The sequence below is a fragment of the Soonwooa buanensis genome, from assembly GCF_900167905.1.
GTDB lineage: Bacteria > Bacteroidota > Bacteroidia > Flavobacteriales > Weeksellaceae > Soonwooa > Soonwooa buanensis.
Genome location: NZ_FUYZ01000005.1, coordinates 216,853 through 235,824, shown reverse-complemented (window position 1 = coordinate 235,824; position 18,972 = coordinate 216,853). Strand labels below are relative to the sequence as shown.

Below are 18,972 nucleotides of genomic sequence, written 5' to 3'. Positions count from 1 at the left end.
AGAACTCTTATGAAAAAAATCGTCATATCTTCATTATTGTTAGGCGCTTTATTTAATTCTAATTTAGCTTTTGCACAAACCGATTATTCGGGACGAGAAAAAGTCTATCGCGCGACACATACCAAAATGACAGAATTAAAACACACCAAATTAAAAGTTAGTTTCGACTACGAGAAAGAACAACTTCATGGTGAAGAATGGTTGACAGCATCGCCTTACTTTACGCCGACAGATTCTTTGGTTCTTAATGCAAAAGCCATGTTGATCCACGAAGTTGCTTTGGATAAAAACGGATCAAAACAAGCGCTTAAATACGATTACAAAAACGATATTTTAAAAATAAATCTTGACAAAACTTATCAAAAAAATCAAGATTATACAGTCTACATCAAATATACAGCGCGTCCTAATGAAGTAACACAAAAAGGAAGTGCCGCGATTAACGATGCCAAAGGTTTGTACTTCATCAACGCTCAAGGAAAAGATCCTGACAAACCAACGCAAATCTGGACGCAAGGCGAAACCGAATCTTCTTCGGCTTGGTTCCCAACCATTGATAAAACCAACCAAAAAACAACTCAGGAAATCTACATGACGGTTCCTGATAAATATGTTACGTTATCGAACGGACTTTTGAAAAGTTCAACAAAAGAAGCGAACGGTCTGCGCACCGATTATTGGGTGATGGACAAAAAACATTCGCCTTATCTATTCTTTATGGGCGTTGGCGATTTTGCAGTTATTAAAGATAAATGGAAAAATATTCCTGTAAATTACTATGTAGAAAAGGAATACGAGCCTTATGCTAAACAGATTTTTGGAAACACACCAGAAATGATGGAGTTCTTTTCAAACAAGCTAAATTATCCATATCCTTGGTCAAAATATGATCAAATGGCTGGTCGCGACTATGTTTCTGGTGCGATGGAAAATACAACAGCGACGCTGCATGGCGAAGCCTCCCAACAAAAACCAGGCGACCTTATTGACGAAAACCGTTGGGAAGATACCATTGCACACGAATTGTTTCACCATTGGTTTGGCGACTTGGTAACTGCCGAAAGTTGGAGCAATTTGACTGTTAATGAAAGCTTTGCTGACTACTCCGAATATCTTTGGAACGAGTATAAGTACGGAAAAGATGAAGCCGATTACAAATTGATAAAATCTCTTCAAGCTTATAAAATGAATCCTGCCAACTTTACAAAAAATCTAGTTAGATTTGATTATGATTCTAGAGAAGATGTTTTTGATTCTGTGACTTATAACAAAGGTGGTGGCATTTTGCACATGTTAAGAAGTTATTTGGGCGACGATGCCTTTTTTGCAGGATTAAACGATTATCTTAAAACTTATGAATACGGAAATGCTGAAGCGCAACAACTTCGTTTATCTCTAGAAAAAGTGTCTGGGAAAGATCTTAACTGGTTTTTCAACCAATGGTATTATGGTGCAGGACATCCAAAACTTAGTATCAATTACACTTACGAACCTGTAAAAAAACAAGTGAATGTCGCGGTTACACAAACGCAAACTGGTGCATACTTTCAGTTCCCGTTAGCGATTGATGTTTATGAAAATGGTATCCCAAAACGTTATAATGTTTGGGCAGATGCGAAAGCTAGTCAAAGTTTTACTTTCAACTTTGCACAACAACCAAACTTAGTGAACGTTAACGCCGATCAAGTTCTTTTAACAGAAATAAATGACAACAAAACTGCTGATCAATATGTAGTTCAATATACAAAAGCAAAAGAATTTAAAAGTAGATATCTTGCTGTAGAATTTGCAAAAGAAAATATTGATAAAAACACTTCTGTTTTAAAAATATTAGCAGCGGCGCTTAAAGATTCTTCACATAGAATCAGAATTCTCGCACTTTCAGCCATTGATTTATCAAAACCAGAACAAGCTAAACTTCTTTTAAAAGATGTTGAAAATATCGCACAAAATGATCCTAAAACTTTAGCTCAAGCAGCGGCAATTTCGGCACTTTCTAAAACGAAAGATAAAAAGTACGTTAGTATTTATGAAAAAGGAATTTCTGCGGTTTCCAATTCAGTTAAAGGGAATTCTATCGCGGCTTTAGCAGATATCGAACCTCAGAAAACCGTTGCATTAATGCAAAATATTGATTTATCAAATGCTTCTGAAGATCTAATCAACAAACTGATGCCGATTATCGTTAAAAATAAAATCGAATCGCAAATGGAAAATATTGGTGGTCAAGTTTTATTTTATCCTTTTATTAAATTCCAAGATGCAGAACTTGGCGCTGTTGCCGAAGAAGGTTTTAACTGGATTATGAACTCTGATAATACGAAAGCGACAAAAGCGATGACCAAAGTTATGGGACAAGCAAAAAGTGAAATTTCTGCAAATCCACAAGCAAAAATGATGTTGGTACAAATCATGAAAGAAGGTTTAAATAAGAAGATGCAACTTCTAAAACAAAATCCTCAAAGCCAAAGTCTTCATGAACAAATTGACGCGATTAACAAAGCGATTGAAGATTATAAATAACATTTTCAAGAATTATTACTAAAATAAAATCCCGCGAAACTTCGTTTCGCGGGATTCTTTATTTATTTAAGAAAAAGCTTACTGAAAAATATAGGAAATACCTACATTGATGATATGTTCGCTTTTCTTGCTATAGACACTTGGATCTTTTGTACCTTGTTCGGTAACAGAATCTTTAAGATGTGGGTAGACATTCATAAGATGGATATCATAACGTGCTGTAATTTCCCACTGACGCTTATAACTGTAACCAACCCCAGCGCCAACACCCAAGTTAAACTTTGCAGCTTTACCATAGCTATCTGCCGAATAATATTCTTTACCTGGAGGAGGATTTTTATCATTTTGACTAATCATAAAATCAAATCTTGGTCCTGCTAAGGCAAAAAACTCACTTTCATTTTCAGAAAAATAAGTTTTAAAACTAATAGGAATACTCAGATAATTATTAGCATATACTGCATGAGGCCAGCCCTTTTTGTCCTCAACACTCTTGTCCCCGCCTTCACCTGCACCAAAGTATAAAACTTCAGTCTGAATGTAAAACTGATCATCAGTTCCAATAGGTGTTAAAGCTAAAGCACCTGCCATCACCGAATATCTAGGGCCCGATGGGTTATGAGCATTTTGGATTCTTGAATAAGTCCCTCCTGCCGTTAAACCAAATCTCGTTGCACTAAAGTCAATCTGTGCTTGCATCATTGCGGCCAATGACAAAGCAGTTCCTATTAATATTTTTTTCATCAGAAAGTGTTATTTTTTTTCGGAAGTCTTATCCTAAAACTTTAGCTACAGTAGCACCAATCTCAGCTGGAGAATCAACAACGTTGATACCACATTCGCTCATGATAGCCATTTTAGCTTGCGCAGTATCTTCTGCTCCACCTACGATAGCACCAGCGTGCCCCATTGTTCTACCTTTAGGCGCAGTTTGTCCAGCGATGAAACCAACAACTGGTTTTTTAGAACCGCTATCTCTGTACCATCTTGCAGCTTCAGCTTCTAGAGAACCACCAATCTCACCAATCATAACAACTGCTTCAGTTTCTGGATCGTTGATGAATAATTCTAAAGCTTCTTTAGTTGTAGTACCAATAATTGGGTCACCACCAATACCGATTGCAGTAGAAACACCGTAACCAGCTTTTACAACTTGGTCAGCAGCTTCGTAAGTTAAAGTACCAGATTTAGAAACGATACCTACTTTACCTTTTTTGAAAACGAAACCTGGCATAATACCAATTTTAGCTTCATCAGAAGTAATGATACCTGGGCAGTTAGGACCAATTAATCTACAATCTCTGTCTTGGATGTAGCTCTTAACTTTTACCATGTCTTCTACAGGGATACCTTCTGTAATACAAACGATAACTTTGATACCTGCATCTGCAGCTTCCATAATTGCATCAGCAGCGAATGCTGGTGGTACAAAAATGATACTTACGTTAGCTCCCGCTTTTGCAACAGCATCTGCAACTGTGTTGAATACTGGCTTTCCTAAGTGCTCAGTTCCACCTTTTCCTGGTGTTACACCTCCTACTACGTTTGTTCCGTATTCGATCATTTGACCTGCGTGGAAAGTTCCTTCGTTACCTGTAAAACCTTGTACGATTACTTTAGAATCCTTGTTTACTAATACTGACATTTTATTTCTATTTTTTTAAATTTTAAATAATATTGATAAAACACAAAAATAGTCAATATTCTTGGAAAGTGAATACTGATTTTTGTTTTTTATCACAGAATTAATTTAGAGATTCTTTAGTTTCACTTCTTTTTTAAGATAACTGCGGAATTCTTCTGCAATTGGCCCAAAATAAGTTCCTTTTTTCAAATCACGGTTAACACCAGTCTTGGCAAGAAGTACCGTCCCAGACTCAATTCTAAGACCTGACGCCATACCAACTTGCCCCCAAATTGTCACTTCGTCTTCGATAATACAACAACCTGCAATTCCTGTTTGCGATGCAATTAGACAACGTTTTCCAATAACTGTGTCATGTCCAATTTGAATTTGGTTGTCAAGAACGCTGCCTTCACCGATTAACGTAATATCTGTAACGCCTCTGTCAATCGTACATCCAACACCGATTTCTACATTGTTTTCGATAACAACATTCCCGACAGAAATAAGACGATCAAAATTGCCGTTTAACTTTCTGTAATAAAATGCGTTTCCGCCCAAAACCGTATTGGCTTGGATTATCACATTATCACCAATTATCGTATCATCTCCGATAACGACATTAGGATAAATAATGCAATTTTTTCCGATTTTAACATTGTTACCAATAGTTACACTTGGATGGATTTGAGAATTTTCGCCAATTTCTGGTTTAGAAAGTTCACCAAAAAAGTTAGTAATTTTCGTGAAATGTGTATTAATTTTATTAAAATCTCTAAAAGGATCTTCCGAAATCAGCAGAGCTTTTCCTTCCGGACAATCGACTTCTTTATCAATTAAGATAATTGTTGCATCGGAGTTTAAAGCTTTATCATAATATTTAGGATGGTTAACAAATACAATTTCTCCAGCTTTAACACGGTGAATTTCGTTAGTTCCTAAAATTTGAAAATCTTCGGGACCAACATATTTTGATTGGATAAGATCAGCGATAGACTTAAGCGTCTGTGGTTGGCTAAATGTCATAACAATAACTATTTATCAAAAAAAAGCGCTTTGGAAATCAAAACGCTTATATTATTTATTTTACTCTTTCCAGATAAGAACCGTCTTCTGTATTAACTTTAATCTTATCTCCAGCTTCGATAAACAACGGAACCAAAACTCTTGCGCCTGTCTCAACAATTGCATTTTTAAGAGCGTTAGTTGCTGTGTTACCTTTAACACCTGGATCAGCTTCTACAACATCCAAATATACTGTTGGTGGGATCTCAGCAGAAAGTGGCGTCTCATCAGCTTCTTTCAAAACGATAGTTACCTCTTCTCCAGCTTTCATGAATTGTGCGTTTTCAATCATTTCTTTATTGATATAAAGTTGAGAAAAATCGTCGTTATTCATAAAGTGGAAACCATTTTCGTCATCGTATAAATACTGGAATTTTCTAGTAATTACTTTAACTTCATCGATTTTGTGACCTGCAGAAAACGTGTTATCTAGAACTTTTCCGTTGGTTACACTTTTCAATTTTGTTCTTACGAAAGCAGGACCTTTTCCTGGCTTAACGTGTTGAAAATCGATGATTTTGTAGATGTCGTTACTGTATTCAATACAAAGACCTTTTTTAATATCAGCTGTTGTTGCCATTAATATTTATTTCTTTATTTTATGATTTTTAAATTTAATCTTTTGATGAGCCATAGCCTTTAACAATACCTCGCGGTGAGTTTTGGATAAAGGTTAAAATCTCGTCTCTTTCTACCGTTGGTAGCATTTCTTTTTCGATGAATTCGATGGCTTGTGTTGTGTTCATTTTCATTTGAAAAATGGCACGATAAATCTTCTGAATTTCAAAAATTTTATCATTGCTAAAACCACGTCTTCTAAGTCCAACCGAGTTAATACCAGCATACGAAATTGGATCTCTCGCTACTTTAACATAAGGCGGAATATCCTTTCTGATCAACGATCCTCCAGAAATCATCACGTGTTTTCCGATTTTGCAAAACTGCTGAACGGCACTCAATCCGCCCATCACAACGTAATCGCCGATTTCTACGTGACCTGCAATTCCGCAAGCGTTAGCAATAATAACATTATTACCCAATACGCAATCGTGAGCGACATGCGCTGTTGCCATAACCAAACAATCGTTTCCGATTTTAGTATAGCCCAAAGCTTTGGTGCCACGGTTAACTGTTACGGCTTCGCGAATCACCGTGTTATCGCCGATATACACAAACGTATCCTCACCATCAAATTTTAGATCCTGTGGTATACCACCTAAAACGGCACCTGGAAAAACTTTGCAATTTTTTCCGATTTTGGTACCATCCATAATGGTGACATTAGGACCAATCCACGTTCCTTCTCCAATTTCTACATCTCCGCTAATTGTGGTAAAAGCTTCCACAACTACATTTTTGCCAATCTTGGCACGTTTGTCTACGACTGCTAACTGATGTACCATTTAGTCTACTTTATTTCTTGCTACTTGTGCCATAAGTTCTGCTTCTAATGCAACAGAATCGCCAACATAACCGTAACCTTGCATATGTACAATACCACGTCTTATTGGTTCAATTAATTCAATTTTAAAGATAAGCGTATCTCCTGGAACAACTTTTCTCTTGAATTTTACTTTATCAATTTTAATAAAATATGTCGAGTAATTTTCTGGATCTGGTACGCTTGCTAAGACTAAAATTCCTCCAGCTTGTGCCAAAGCTTCTACTTGCAAAACGCCTGGCATCACCGGTTCTTTAGGAAAATGTCCCACGAAGAAAGGTTCGTTCATGGTTACATTTTTAAGACCAACCACGTGCGTATCTGACAATTCTAAAACCTTGTCTAACAACAAGAATGGCGGACGATGAGGCATCAACTTCATAATACCATTAATGTCAAACACCGGCTCTTTTGTTAAATCAAAATCTGGAACATTTTTCTTCTTCTGAAGTTTCCATTGTCTGTTAAGTTTTTTCGCAAACTGTGTGTTTACAAAATGTCCAGGCTTGTTAGCGATAACGCGACCTTTTATTTTAACACCAACTAAAGCCAAATCACCGATTACATCAAGTAATTTGTGACGTGCCGCTTCGTTAGGATAGTTAAGCGTTAAGTTATCCAAAATACCGTTTGGACGGATAGAAACATCTTCTTTACCGAAAGCTACTTTCAGTTTTTCTGTTGTTTCTGGTGTTAATTCTTTATCAACATAAACGATCGCATTGCTAATGTCTCCACCTTTGATAAGGTTATGATCTAACAATTGCTCAAGTTCATGTAAAAAACTGAAAGTTCTTGCCGAAGCAATTTCTTCTTTAAAGTCAGAAAGATTTTTTAAGCTTGCATTTTGAGTTCCCAAAACTTTAGTGCCGAAATCCACCATCGTTGTCACTTCGTAATTCTCCGACGGAATAATTGTAATCTCTGAACCTGTGTTAGGATCAACATAACTAAGAACTTCTTTAATAACAAGATATTCTCTGTTCGCAGCTTGTTCTTCAACACCAACTTTTTCGATAGCTTCTACAAAAAACTTAGAAGATCCATCTAAAATTGGCGGCTCCGAGCTATCCATTTCCAAGATAACATTGTCAAGATCCATCCCAACTAACGCCGCTAAAAGATGCTCGCAAGTGTGGATTTTGACTCCTAATTTTTCTAAAGTCGTTCCACGTTCAGTAGTTGTTACATAATTAACATCAGCTTCAACTTGTGGGCGACCTTCCAAATCTGTTCTTACGAAAACAAAACCAGTATTTTCTTTAGCTGGTTTCATGGTAAGATTCACTTCTTTTCCTGTGTGCAGTCCTATACCTGACAGATGTATTTCTTCTTGTATAGTTTTTTGTTTATCACTCATTGCAAAGATATTTTTTTAACAAATTTTATTTTTTGTTATTTTCTAAATTATTAATTCTCGTTATAATATCGCCAAAGTTTCTGAAATGTACATAACTTCTACGATAATCTCCCGCAGGAATAGCTGGCGAACCATAAAGAACTTCTTTGTCCTTCACGTTACTATTAACGCCACTTTGAGCTTGGATTTTGACTTGGTTCCCGATTTCGATATGTCCAACAATACCAGCTTGACCGCCGATTTGGTTCCAGTCTCCAATTTTGGTTGAACCTGCAATACCAGCTTGTGCAGCAATGACGTTATTCTGACCGATTCTCACATTATGTGCAATCTGGATAAGGTTATCGATTTTCGTCCCCTTTCCAATTACGGTTGAACCAATGGTTGCACGATCTATACTACAGTTAGAACCAATCTCAACATCATCTTCCAAAATAACATTTCCTAATTGAGGAATTTTTTTGAATCCTTCCGGACTTAATTGAAATCCGAAACCATCACCACCAATAACTGTGTTAGAATGGATGATACAATTATCACCAATAACACAACCATCGTAGATGCGCGCACCAGAATCAATTTTACAATTTTTTCCGATTTTAACGCCTTTGCCGATGTAGACTTGTGGATAGATTTGACAATTATCGCCGATAACCGCCTTATCCGAAATATAAGTAAATGCACCGATGTACACGTCGTCGCCAATTACCGCAGAATGGCTAACGCTAGACGGCTGTTCGATGCCTGACTTTTTCTTTTTGAGATCGTTGTAAAGATTCATCAAAATCTGAAACGAAAGATAGGCATCTTCCACCGCAATAATAACTGGTGAATAGGTTTGGTTTTCGTTCAAGAGATTTTGTGACACGATAAGTACAGAACAATCTGTAGTGTCTATGAAATGTGAAAAACGCTCTTGTGCTACAAATGATAAATGACCACTTTGGCCATTTTCTATAGGAGAAACCCCAGTAATAACTGTATTTTTATCACCGATGATTTTACCATTTATAAAGTTAGCAATTTGCTCTGCAGTAAATTCCATATCGTGCAAAGATAACAATTTCTTAATTACACATTACATTTTTGATAACTTTTTACAATTTTGTCAAATATTTTTGATCTACTAAATTCTCTAGATTTTTTTGAAAGATAATTTTTTCTAAATAATTTTCTATCACAGATAATCTGATTAGTAATACATACTAAAACTGGAAATTTTTTGATTTTATTGAATTAAAAACTATTGGAAATACATAATTTTTTTCTTCATTAATTTTCTAAAAAATGCAAACTAGACTTTCTTTTTTTGAATTGTCAATGAAATTAAAATATTATTAAATTTTGGAGACTTTATTTTCTAATTATTTCTGCAATAGGGATAGAAGCGGCATCCTTTGGCTTGGCGCGAGGCGGCGGAGCGCAGCGGAGCCGTCCGAGCAGCCAAGTTAAAGATAGAGCGAATAGCCCGACCTTGCGGATTGGGCATCGGAAAAGCTAGGCGAAATCCGCAAGGGATTGCCCAAATATTATATTACTTCGCGAGGAAAAGACAGAATATATTTTGTATTGACTTGATTGATAAACGACGACAAAATCTGATTTTCGGAATCTTCCAATTTGATTTTTTTGCCCGATTTATCTAACAAAAATATTGGTTGCTTTTCGGTGTCATAAGGCAAAAGACTTCGTGAAATCTGGTCCACCAACTCGTTACCGTTATCGATTCCGAAAAGTTGATTGGTCTTATGAATTTTGGTCTGAATAAAGTCCTCAGAAAAATATTGCGATGACGACATCGTTTTTGGAAAATGACGATAAATAACAGCTTTACAAAGATAAGACAACACAAAATCTTCCGATTCTGTCCACGATTTTATAGCTTGAAAAACGTCCATATCATCCAACATGGTGAAGTTTTTCAAGTTGAGTTCGTTCTCTTCTTCGAAATGCTGATTTTCTAAGAAATATTTTAAATATTTTGGCGCGTCCAACGACATTCCTTCAGAAACCAACTTCTTTGCTCTTCCCAAAATTTTCACCAAAAGATGTTCTGACAAAGCCGCCGTTTTGTGGTAATAAACCTGCCAATACATGAACATTCTCGCCGTTAAATAATTTTCGATCGAGTAAATGCCTTTAGAGTCAACGACCAACTCGTCGTTCGACACATTAAGCATCGAAATAATACGTTGCGTATTGACATTACCTTCGGAAACGCCCGTGTAGAAGCTATCGCGCTTTAGATAATCCAAACGATCGACATCCAACTGCGACGAAATTAACTGATTAAAAAACTTACGCGAATATTGTCCTTTGAACATCTCAATCGCCAAAGTCAACTCACCCGAAAATTCTTCGTTTAGTTTTGTCATTAACAACAAGGACAACTTTTCGTGGTGCCAATTGTCCATCAATCTGTTTTCTAGCGCATGAGAAAATGGTCCGTGGCCAACGTCATGCAACAAAATCGCCAACAAAGCCGCTTTTTCTTCTTCCTTGGAAATGGAAACGCCTTTTAACTTCAAAGTTTCGAGTGCCGTAAACATCAAATGCATCGCGCCTAAAGCATGATGAAATCTAGTGTGTTTAGCGCCTGGAAAAACCAACGACAACAATCCTGTCTGAGAAATTCTGCGAAGTCTCTGGAAATAAGGATGTTCGATCACATCATAAAGAATCTCGTGTGGAATCTTGATAAAACCGTGAACTGGATCGTTGATAATTTTGAGTTTGTTAAGCATCGTAAACTATTGTTGATAATGATTACAAAGCTAACGAAATTCCGTTTAACTTTTATTTAGGACTGCTTTACGATAAAGTTAAGAAGAGCAATTTCTATTTTTGAAAAATTCAAAAACTCACTATGTTAAAAAACTATTTTCTCGGAGTCGCATTTTTATTATTTAATTGCCAATTTCTTTTTTCGCAAGAACAATTATCCGAAAATCAAAAACTAGAACAACTTTGCAAGGTTTGGGGTTTTCTAAAATATTATCATCCGCAAGTTGCAGTAGGAACTTTTGACTGGGACGCACAACTGATTTCAAAAATCCAAGAGTCTGAAAATACAAATACTAAAAAAGAATTCAATGCCTTGCTCGCTAATTGGATCGATCAACTCGGCGAAGTCAAAAAATGTAAAACTTGCAAAAAAAATTCTGACAAAAAATATTTTTTAAAAAACTTTGATCTTAGTTGGACGGATGATAAAAATATATTTTCGGACGATGTTATCAACAAATTAAATTACATTGAAGAAAACCGAAATCAAGCGGAAAATCACTATTACTTTTTTGACAAAAAACTTGAAAAGATTGGTATTCAAAATGAAAAATATACAACTGATCTTTATCCAACTAAAGAATTGAGATTGGTGGAACTTTTCAGGTATTGGAATTTGATTGAATATTTCTTCCCGTACAAATATCAAACGGATCAAAAATGGAGTTCGGTTTTACCAGAAATGATTCCAAAATTTCTTAATACCAATAATCAAAAAGACTATGCTTTGGCAACTTTTGAACTTCTTGCCAAAACGGATGACTCGCATGTGGTTCTCAAAAGTTCTGATTCAACAAAGTATCTTTTTGGAACGCGAAAGCTACCAATTGAGGTTGTAAGCGCGGAAAACAAAATTGTTGTTTCTAAAGTTCTTGATAGAAAATCTGGTGAAGAAGTCGCTTTGCAAACCGACGACGTTATCCTAGAAATCAATGGTGAAACGATTCCTGATTTGGTTAATAAATATTCTAAGTACATTTCCGCATCTAACTCTTGGGGAAAACTACGCAGCATTAAAAATTTAGTTTTGTGGAGTAATAATCCTAATATTAATTTAAAAATTGAAAGAAAAGGAATTGTTCAAAATATCGATGCTAAAACTTACTTTATAAATGATATAATTAAACCTCAAAAGGCTGATGTAGAAAAATGGAAATTCCTAGACGAAGAGCAAAAAATTGGTTACATAAATGTCGGCGCAGTTGAAATCAATGATGTTGCGGGAATTTTTAAAAATTTAAAAAATACAGAAGCTATTATTTTTGATATTCGCAATTACCCAAAAGGAACAACACAAGCATTTTCTTTTCAGTTAATTCCTAAAATCACAAACTATTATTCTTGGATGCTTCCTGATCTTCAATATCCAGGAAAATACTATGAGGAGAAAGGATACGTTGGTAGAAAAAATGCTAACAATTACAAAGGAAAAGTTATAGCACTAGTTAATGAGACAACTCAAAGTCAAGCTGAGACTCTTACCATGATGCTGAAACAACACCCAAATTGTACTGTTATTGGAAGTAACACAGCTGGCGCTAATGGAAATGTTGTAAGATTAAAAATGCTAAATGCTGAAACGCAATATTCTGGTTTAGGAGCCTTCTACCCTGATGGTCGAGAAACGCAAAGAATCGGTCTTGTTCCCAACATCGAAGTCAAACCTACTGTTAAAGGTATTTTGGAAAAGCGCGACGAAGTATTGGAGAAAGCCTTGATGCTTATCAATGAACCTTTACTTTTAAAATAATCGTAAGTTGAATTAAACCACAAAAGCCAAAACATTTTGCAAGTTTGATAAAGTTCAAAAAAAAGGCTTGTTAATTTATTTTTAAAATTTTATTTCGAGAACATTTTAATCTAAACCAAAATTCTCAAACTTTTCGGAAGTACTTTAACCTCAACTGGCGATTTTATTTTGTGATATTCACCATCAAGATGCCACGCTTCCGAATCTACAGTAAAAGAAATTTTCGAGGTAGAAATATATTGTAAATATTTTCCAGGTTTTAAGCTTTTTGTAAACATTCGGTATGCAAATGAAAGTCCTGCAGGCAACGGAAATTTCTTAACCAAAGCGATTTCTACTTTTCCGTCCGACATATTTGCTTGTGGCGCAATGTAGGCATTATTCCCGAATTGACGACTGTTAGCGACATTCACCATCATATATTCGCCGTCGAATTGTTTGTATTTTTCTTCAAACTGAACTTTAATAGGTTTAAATTTAAAATACTTTTCTACCGTAATTTTGATGTAACTGCTAAAACCACGTTCAGAATGTTCGAATCCTTCGATGATGTTACCGTCCAAACCAACGCCAGAAACGTTAATCGACAAATTACCATTCACCGAGAAAGAATCTACCAATTTGAAATCTTTCTTTTTTAGCTTTGTTAAAAGAGAATCGATGTTTTTAGAAAAATTAGTTTCATTAGAAAAACCATTACCAGAACCAGCTGGAAAAACCGCTAAAATTTTATCAGAATTCACCAATTTACTCGCAACCGTAGAGATTGTCCCATCGCCGCCAATTGCTACAAAAACATCAACATCATTCCAATTTTGTTTAATAAAATCAAAACTGTCTTCAATCGATTTTGAAACTAAAACCAAAGGATTTTCAACTCTCGATTCTAAAGCTGTCAAAAAGCTTTTATAATTTTTTTTGGCTGAAAAAGGATTGATAATGTAAGCTGTTTTCATGGATAAATTCTAATAAAAAACTCCGATAATTCGGAGTTTTGATATTGCAAAAATACGTTTTATTAATTAATTGTTAATTAAATCGTACGCGTTGTAAAAATTCAGGTTTTAGTTGGTCTTTAATATCTTTATAATCTAAAGTAATATAGACTACACCCGCTGCATAAGCGGTAATCTCGTATTGGTTATAGACAAAAGTTATCGACTTGTTTCCAAAATAGAAATTAGTATTAAGTGGAATTACTTTTTCTAACAACATATCTTTTTGACCATCTTTATCATTTTTCGTAAAACTGTCCATCAAGAGCTGATTCCAGATTTTATCTTTTGGGTTTTTGACAACGTCAGAAAGTAGGATACTTTTATTGTTTTTAAGGTCAAAAACTTTATAAAGTTCGTTATAATAACCATGTGCACCACCTGAAAAACCGCCGTTTGTATATCGAATTGTTAACATGTCATCTTGGTTAGAAAACACGGACATGTGCGATTGAGTATCCCAAGTCTGATGCGAGGCTGGTTGAAAATCTTTTGGTTTACTTTCTTTATAAAAATTAGATTTATCTTCTTCGAAAGCCGTTGCAAATCCTGTTTTAGAATAATCATTTGTCTTTAATAATGTTGGCGCATAGATGCTATCCAAAACCGTTTTATCAGTAATCGTCGGAAATAACAAAACGCTATTATCATAAGCCAAAGTTAGATTAGTACCAGCTTTTATCGAGTCCGAAATTTTGATAGAATCCATCTTAAATGCTGCTTCCGCGGCAATGGTATCTTTATCAAACGTAGGGATATTGACCTCTGTTGTTTGCTTTTTTGAACAACTAAATAACACCAACGAACCTAAAACTAAACTTCCAACTAATGACTTCATAATTTAAAATTTTGCTTTTTGATAGCAAAAAACCTTCCAAAAGTGGAAGGTTTTAATGTTTTATTTTAAATTTTAAAAGAAAAACTAAGCATCGATTCTTGCATAAATTGCATTCTTCTCAATAAACTCTCTTCTTGGTGGAACTTCGTCTCCCATCAACATGGAGAATGTATTGTCAGCTTCAACCGCATTTTCAATTGTAATTTGCTTCAAAGTTCTGTGTTCTGGGTTAAGCGTTGTATCCCAAAGCTGTTCAGGATTCATTTCCCCAAGACCTTTATAACGTTGTACTTCTACTCCTTTTCCGTCTGGTGACATTTCTAAAGTAATTTCTTCACGCTCTTTTTCGTTATAGGCGTAGATTTTTTTGTTCCCTTTTTTCAATAAATATAAAGGTGGTTGAGCGATATAGATATATCCATTCTCAATCAATTCTTTCATATATCTAAAGAAGAACGTCAAAATCAACGTCGAAATGTGAGATCCATCGATATCGGCATCGGTCATAATCACAATTTTATGATAACGAAGTTTTGTTAAATTCAAAGCTTTTGAATCTTCCTCCGTACCCACACTTACACCTAAAGCTGTGTAGATATTTTTAATTTCGTCATTATCATATACTTTGTGAAGCATCGATTTTTCAACATTCAAAATCTTACCTCTCAAAGGAAGAATTGCTTGGAAATGACGGTCACGACCTTGTTTTGCCGTACCACCCGCGGAATCTCCCTCTACTAGAAATAATTCTGATTCTGCTGGATCTTTTGAAGAACAATCGGATAGTTTTCCAGGAAGCCCAGAACCACCCATTGGCGATTTACGCTGAACCATTTCTCTCGCTTTCTTAGCTGCTTGACGCGCTTTCGCTGCCAAAACAACTTTCTGAACGATAATTTTTGCTTCTCCCGGATTTTCTTCTAAGAAGTTCGTCAGCATTTCACCAACGATTTTATCAACCGCACCCGAAACTTCAGAGTTCCCTAGTTTTGTTTTCGTTTGACCTTCAAATTGAGGTTCCATAACTTTAACAGAAATCACTGCTGTAAGTCCTTCGCGGAAGTCATCTCCTGTAACTTCTACTTTTTCTTTTGCTGGTAAACCAAGTTCATCAGCATATTTTTTCAAAGTTCTTGTTAATGCTCTACGGAAACCAGCTAAATGCGTTCCTCCTTCGTGTGTATTAATATTGTTAACATACGAATGAAGATTTTCGTTAAATGACGTGTTATAACGCATCGCAACTTCTACAGGAATACCTTCTCGATCACCTTCCATATAAATAACGTGCTCCATGATCGATTCACGATTTCCATCGATATACTCAACGAATTCTTTAAGACCACCTTCAGAATGGAAAACTTCGTGCTTGAAACTTCCATCTTCCAAAACTTGTCTTTCGTCGGTTAAAGTGATTGTAATTCCTTTATTTAAATAAGAAAGTTCTCTTAAACGATTTGCTAATGTATCGTAATTGTAAACCAACTCAGTAAAAATACTATCATCCGGCTGGAAGAACTGCATTGTTCCACGCTTGTCTGTATTTCCTACTTGCTTAACATCTTCTAGAGCTTTTCCTCTTTGATAATGTTGTTGATACACGTTTCCGTCACGGAAAACCGTTGTAATCATGTCGTTAGAAAGTGCATTAACACACGATACCCCAACACCATGTAAACCTCCCGAAACTTTATACGAATCTTTATCGAACTTACCTCCTGCTCCAATTTTGGTCATTACAACCTCCAAAGCTGATTTTTGCTCCTTTTCGTGAAAGTCAACCGGAATACCACGACCGTTATCGGTCACTTCGATTCCGTTGCCTTCTTTGATGGTTACGGTAATCGTATCGCAATAACCTGCCAAAGCCTCATCAATAGAGTTGTCCACTACTTCATAAACCAAATGGTGAAGACCTCTTGTGCCCACGTCACCAATGTACATCGAAGGACGCATACGTACGTGCTCCATTCCTTCCAATGCCTGAATACTACTTGCTGTATATTGTTTTTGACTCATATAAAATTTTTAATTTTTGCGCTGTGCAAAGACCTACAAATATCGTGAAAATTTTCGGGTTTTGAAAGTTTTTAGCATTCAAAAATTAGTTAAATAATATAGTCAACATGCTTAAATAAATTATATTTTAATAGATGAAATTTATCATTGAAATTATTCCATAATAATGTAAGTATGAATAAGTTATAATTCTTAGCTTTAATCATTCAAAACAGTAACAGGATGGATGATTTTATCGCGGCTCGGTCGCAAATGGCTCTATCATTAGGTTTCCACATCATATTCGCTTGTGTTGGGATGGTAATGCCTTTTCTTATGGCCTACTCTCATTGGAAATATCTAAAAACGGGAAGCGAAATCTACAAAGGACTTACCAAAGCTTGGAGTAAAGGTGTTGCAATTCTTTTTGCGACAGGTGCGGTTTCAGGGACGATGCTTTCTTTCGAGTTAGGTTTATTGTGGCCAAAATTTATGGAACATGCAGGTCCTATTTTCGGAATGCCTTTCTCGCTTGAGGGAACGGCATTTTTTATTGAAGCCATCGCTTTAGGTTTTTTCTTGTACGGTTGGGACCGATTAAACAAATGGTTTCATTGGATTTGCGGATTAATTGTTGGGATTAGTGGTTTGGCATCGGGAATTCTTGTTGTCGCCGCTAATGCGTGGATGAATAGTCCCGCTGGATTTGATTTTGTGAATGGAGAATACATCAATATTGATCCCATAAAAGCGATGTTTAACGAAGCTTGGTTTCCACAAGCCTTTCACATGACTGTTGCTGCATTTTGTGCGACTGGATTTGCGGTTGCTGGCGTTCATGCTTATTTAATTTTAAAAAAGAAAAATGTCGAGTTTCACACCAAAGCATTCCGAATTGCGATGGGATTTGCATTGATTGGAGCTTTTGGAGCGCCTTTAAGTGGTGATATCGCTGCGAAATCTGTTACCAAAAGACAACCAATCAAACTAGCTGCGATGGAAGCGCATTTTGAAACTGAAAAAGGTGCCGCTTTCGTTTTGGGCGGAATTCCTGATGAAAAAACGGGTGAAGTAAAATATTCCGTTAAAGTTCCAAAAGTTTTAAGTTTTCTTGCGACAGGCGATTTTAATGGTGAAGTGAAGGGTTTGAATGAATTTCCAAGAGATTTGTGGCCACCGGTTGCTGTCGTTCATTACGCTTTTCAGATTATGATTTTCTTTGGTGTTGTCATGATGTTGATGGGTGGAATTTATCTTTTCGCCTTGTACAAAAAGAAAGAATGGATGACCAAAACATGGTTTCTTAAAATGTTTTTTATTGCGACGCCATTTGGTTATATCGCTCTCGAAGCAGGTTGGACGGTAACCGAAGTTGGGCGACAACCCTGGATTATTTATGGTGTCATGAAAACCATTGATGCCGTAACGCCGATGCCAGGAATACAATATTCGTTTTACTTTTTCACGTTTATATTCGTGACTTTAGCGATGATTTTAGCGTTTTTATTGTCAAGACAAATTAAAATGGTTCCGAAATTATACGACCCAACCGATCCAAATTATTCACCTAAAACTAAAAAGTCATGATCTACGTAGTTATCGCCTTTCTATGGCTTTCCGTTTGCTTGTATGTTGTCTTTGGTGGCGCTGATTTCGGTGGCGGAATTGTCGAACTTTTCGCTGGAAAAAACACGAAAAAGAAAGTTCACGACATTATGCACGATGCGATTGCGCCAGTTTGGGAAGCCAATCACATGTGGTTGATTATCGCAATTGTGGTTTTATTTGTAGGTTTTCCGCAGATTTATGCCGGAATTTCAACTTATCTTCATATTCCTTTGGTGTTGATGTTAGTGGGAATTATCGCACGTGGAACGGCTTTTACATTTAGAAATTACGATGCAGTCGAAGATCAATGGCAGGTTTTGTACTCGAGAATATTTTATGCAGCAAGTTTGTTGACGCCTTTCTTTTTAGGCATTATTGCAGCAGCAACCGTTTCATCATCAATAAATCCTGATGCAACTAACTTTTTGGATCTCTATATTTTTAGTTGGCTCAATCTTTTTGGAGTCGCGGTGGGACTTTTCACGATTGCAATTTGTTCGTATTTGGCGTGTATTCTTTCTATCCGAGAAAGCCGAAGTGATGACGAAGTAACGATGATGATCGGAAAATCTAAAAAAGCAATGCTTCTTGTAGTCTTGACAGGCGCAATGGTCTTTGGTGCCGCTTATTATTCAGGGATCCCATTATTTCAGTGGATATTTTCGAAACCTTTAGGAATTGCAGCCGTTGTTGTTGCAACGATTTTGTTAGGTTTAATTTTCTATTGCATGAAAATCCGAAAACTCCTTCCAATCCGATTATTTGCAGGATTACAAGTGGTTTTAATCTTAGTAGCAGCGACTTATCAGCATTATCCAGATATTGTTTTATTAGGAAACGGAAATCATTATTCTTTGATAGAACACGCCGCACCAGAAGCAACCATTAATGCATTGGCTTGGGCGCTTTTAATTGGTTCCCTTTTTATCCTTCCGTTTTTGTTTTATTTGATTTACGCGATGAGACGGAAATAAAAAAAGCCACTT

15 protein-coding genes are annotated in these 18,972 nt (G+C 36.0%); 4 read left to right on the top strand and 11 right to left on the bottom strand.

The genetic code is table 11. The features are described from left to right. Positions 1-9 precede the first annotated feature (9 nt). Entirely contained in the window at positions 10-2,523 is a 2,514-nt protein-coding gene (locus B5X62_RS09185) for a M1 family metallopeptidase (protein WP_079667145.1), read from the top strand. A gap of 78 nt (positions 2,524-2,601) precedes the next feature. On the opposite strand, the gene B5X62_RS09180 is transcribed toward B5X62_RS09185, so the two are convergent. From B5X62_RS09180 to B5X62_RS09145, 8 genes are all read right to left on the bottom strand, one after another. After that, positions 2,602-3,267, bottom strand: coding sequence for a porin family protein (locus B5X62_RS09180; protein ID WP_079667133.1), 666 nt, complete (start codon positions 3,265-3,267; stop codon positions 2,602-2,604). 28 nt (positions 3,268-3,295) lie between these two features. Further along, positions 3,296-4,168 (bottom strand): succinate--CoA ligase subunit alpha, encoded by an 873-nt coding sequence (gene sucD, locus B5X62_RS09175; protein ID WP_079667132.1) that lies wholly within the window; start codon positions 4,166-4,168, stop codon positions 3,296-3,298. A gap of 105 nt (positions 4,169-4,273) precedes the next feature. Continuing rightward, entirely contained in the window at positions 4,274-5,173 is a 900-nt protein-coding gene (locus B5X62_RS09170) for an LpxD N-terminal domain-containing protein (RefSeq protein WP_079667131.1), read from the bottom strand. A 55-nt stretch (positions 5,174-5,228) separates the two neighbouring features. After that, the gene (efp, locus tag B5X62_RS09165) at positions 5,229-5,792 is read right to left on the bottom strand and encodes an elongation factor P (protein ID WP_079667130.1); all 564 of its coding nucleotides are present in this window, start codon (positions 5,790-5,792) and stop codon (positions 5,229-5,231) included. A gap of 34 nt (positions 5,793-5,826) precedes the next feature. After that, positions 5,827-6,615, bottom strand: a complete 789-nt coding sequence (gene lpxA, locus B5X62_RS09160) for an acyl-ACP--UDP-N-acetylglucosamine O-acyltransferase (RefSeq protein WP_079667129.1) — start codon at positions 6,613-6,615, stop codon at positions 5,827-5,829. After that, the gene (locus B5X62_RS09155) at positions 6,616-8,013 is read right to left on the bottom strand and encodes a bifunctional UDP-3-O-[3-hydroxymyristoyl] N-acetylglucosamine deacetylase/3-hydroxyacyl-ACP dehydratase (protein ID WP_079667128.1); all 1,398 of its coding nucleotides are present in this window, start codon (positions 8,011-8,013) and stop codon (positions 6,616-6,618) included. A gap of 25 nt (positions 8,014-8,038) precedes the next feature. Beyond that, the gene (lpxD, locus tag B5X62_RS09150) at positions 8,039-9,058 is read right to left on the bottom strand and encodes a UDP-3-O-(3-hydroxymyristoyl)glucosamine N-acyltransferase (RefSeq protein ID WP_079667127.1); all 1,020 of its coding nucleotides are present in this window, start codon (positions 9,056-9,058) and stop codon (positions 8,039-8,041) included. A gap of 484 nt (positions 9,059-9,542) precedes the next feature. After that, positions 9,543-10,757, bottom strand: coding sequence for an HD domain-containing protein (locus tag B5X62_RS09145; RefSeq protein ID WP_079667126.1), 1,215 nt, complete (start codon positions 10,755-10,757; stop codon positions 9,543-9,545). 122 nt (positions 10,758-10,879) lie between these two features. Here B5X62_RS09145 and B5X62_RS09140 point away from each other — a divergent pair, with 122 nt between their 5' ends. Beyond that, a complete protein-coding gene (locus B5X62_RS09140) occupies positions 10,880-12,547 on the top strand; it encodes a S41 family peptidase (RefSeq protein ID WP_079667125.1) in 1,668 nt (555 codons plus the stop codon). A gap of 110 nt (positions 12,548-12,657) precedes the next feature. On the opposite strand, the gene B5X62_RS09135 is transcribed toward B5X62_RS09140, so the two are convergent. The 3 genes from B5X62_RS09135 to gyrB form a co-directional block, all read right to left on the bottom strand. Continuing rightward, positions 12,658-13,503 carry a diacylglycerol/lipid kinase family protein gene (locus tag B5X62_RS09135; RefSeq protein ID WP_079667124.1) on the bottom strand — a complete coding sequence of 282 codons (846 nt, stop codon included), beginning with the start codon at positions 13,501-13,503 and terminating at the stop codon, positions 12,658-12,660. A gap of 73 nt (positions 13,504-13,576) precedes the next feature. Continuing rightward, entirely contained in the window at positions 13,577-14,380 is an 804-nt protein-coding gene (locus B5X62_RS09130; RefSeq protein ID WP_079667123.1) for an RsiV family protein, read from the bottom strand. Positions 14,381-14,464: 84 nt separating this feature from the next. Then, on the bottom strand, positions 14,465-16,399 hold the full coding sequence (gene gyrB, locus B5X62_RS09125) for a DNA topoisomerase (ATP-hydrolyzing) subunit B (protein ID WP_079667122.1): 1,935 nt from the start codon (positions 16,397-16,399) through the stop codon (positions 14,465-14,467). Between the two features lie 222 nt (positions 16,400-16,621). Here gyrB and B5X62_RS09120 point away from each other — a divergent pair, with 222 nt between their 5' ends. Together B5X62_RS09120 and B5X62_RS09115 are read left to right on the top strand one after the other, a co-directional pair. Continuing rightward, a complete protein-coding gene (locus B5X62_RS09120; protein WP_079667121.1) occupies positions 16,622-17,965 on the top strand; it encodes a cytochrome ubiquinol oxidase subunit I in 1,344 nt (447 codons plus the stop codon). Beyond that, positions 17,962-18,960, top strand: a complete 999-nt coding sequence (locus B5X62_RS09115) for a cytochrome d ubiquinol oxidase subunit II (protein ID WP_079667120.1) — start codon at positions 17,962-17,964, stop codon at positions 18,958-18,960. The genes B5X62_RS09120 and B5X62_RS09115 overlap by 4 nt, the downstream gene beginning before the upstream one ends. Positions 18,961-18,972 lie beyond the last annotated feature (12 nt).

What these genes read in the sequence shown, in the direction of transcription:
- B5X62_RS09185 (WP_079667145.1), top strand. Translation starts at nt 10, where the DNA reads ATGAAAAAAATCGTCATATCTTCATTATTGTTAGGCGCTTTATTTAAT.
- B5X62_RS09180 (WP_079667133.1), bottom strand. Translation starts at nt 3,267, where the DNA reads ATGAAAAAAATATTAATAGGAACTGCTTTGTCATTGGCCGCAATGATG.
- sucD (WP_079667132.1), bottom strand. Translation starts at nt 4,168, where the DNA reads ATGTCAGTATTAGTAAACAAGGATTCTAAAGTAATCGTACAAGGTTTT.
- B5X62_RS09170 (WP_079667131.1), bottom strand. Translation starts at nt 5,173, where the DNA reads ATGACATTTAGCCAACCACAGACGCTTAAGTCTATCGCTGATCTTATC.
- efp (WP_079667130.1), bottom strand. Translation starts at nt 5,792, where the DNA reads ATGGCAACAACAGCTGATATTAAAAAAGGTCTTTGTATTGAATACAGT.
- lpxA (WP_079667129.1), bottom strand. Translation starts at nt 6,615, where the DNA reads ATGGTACATCAGTTAGCAGTCGTAGACAAACGTGCCAAGATTGGCAAA.
- B5X62_RS09155 (WP_079667128.1), bottom strand. Translation starts at nt 8,013, where the DNA reads ATGAGTGATAAACAAAAAACTATACAAGAAGAAATACATCTGTCAGGT.
- lpxD (WP_079667127.1), bottom strand. Translation starts at nt 9,058, where the DNA reads ATGGAATTTACTGCAGAGCAAATTGCTAACTTTATAAATGGTAAAATC.
- B5X62_RS09145 (WP_079667126.1), bottom strand. Translation starts at nt 10,757, where the DNA reads ATGCTTAACAAACTCAAAATTATCAACGATCCAGTTCACGGTTTTATC.
- B5X62_RS09140 (WP_079667125.1), top strand. Translation starts at nt 10,880, where the DNA reads ATGTTAAAAAACTATTTTCTCGGAGTCGCATTTTTATTATTTAATTGC.
- B5X62_RS09135 (WP_079667124.1), bottom strand. Translation starts at nt 13,503, where the DNA reads ATGAAAACAGCTTACATTATCAATCCTTTTTCAGCCAAAAAAAATTAT.
- B5X62_RS09130 (WP_079667123.1), bottom strand. Translation starts at nt 14,380, where the DNA reads ATGAAGTCATTAGTTGGAAGTTTAGTTTTAGGTTCGTTGGTGTTATTT.
- gyrB (WP_079667122.1), bottom strand. Translation starts at nt 16,399, where the DNA reads ATGAGTCAAAAACAATATACAGCAAGTAGTATTCAGGCATTGGAAGGA.
- B5X62_RS09120 (WP_079667121.1), top strand. Translation starts at nt 16,622, where the DNA reads ATGGATGATTTTATCGCGGCTCGGTCGCAAATGGCTCTATCATTAGGT.
- B5X62_RS09115 (WP_079667120.1), top strand. Translation starts at nt 17,962, where the DNA reads ATGATCTACGTAGTTATCGCCTTTCTATGGCTTTCCGTTTGCTTGTAT.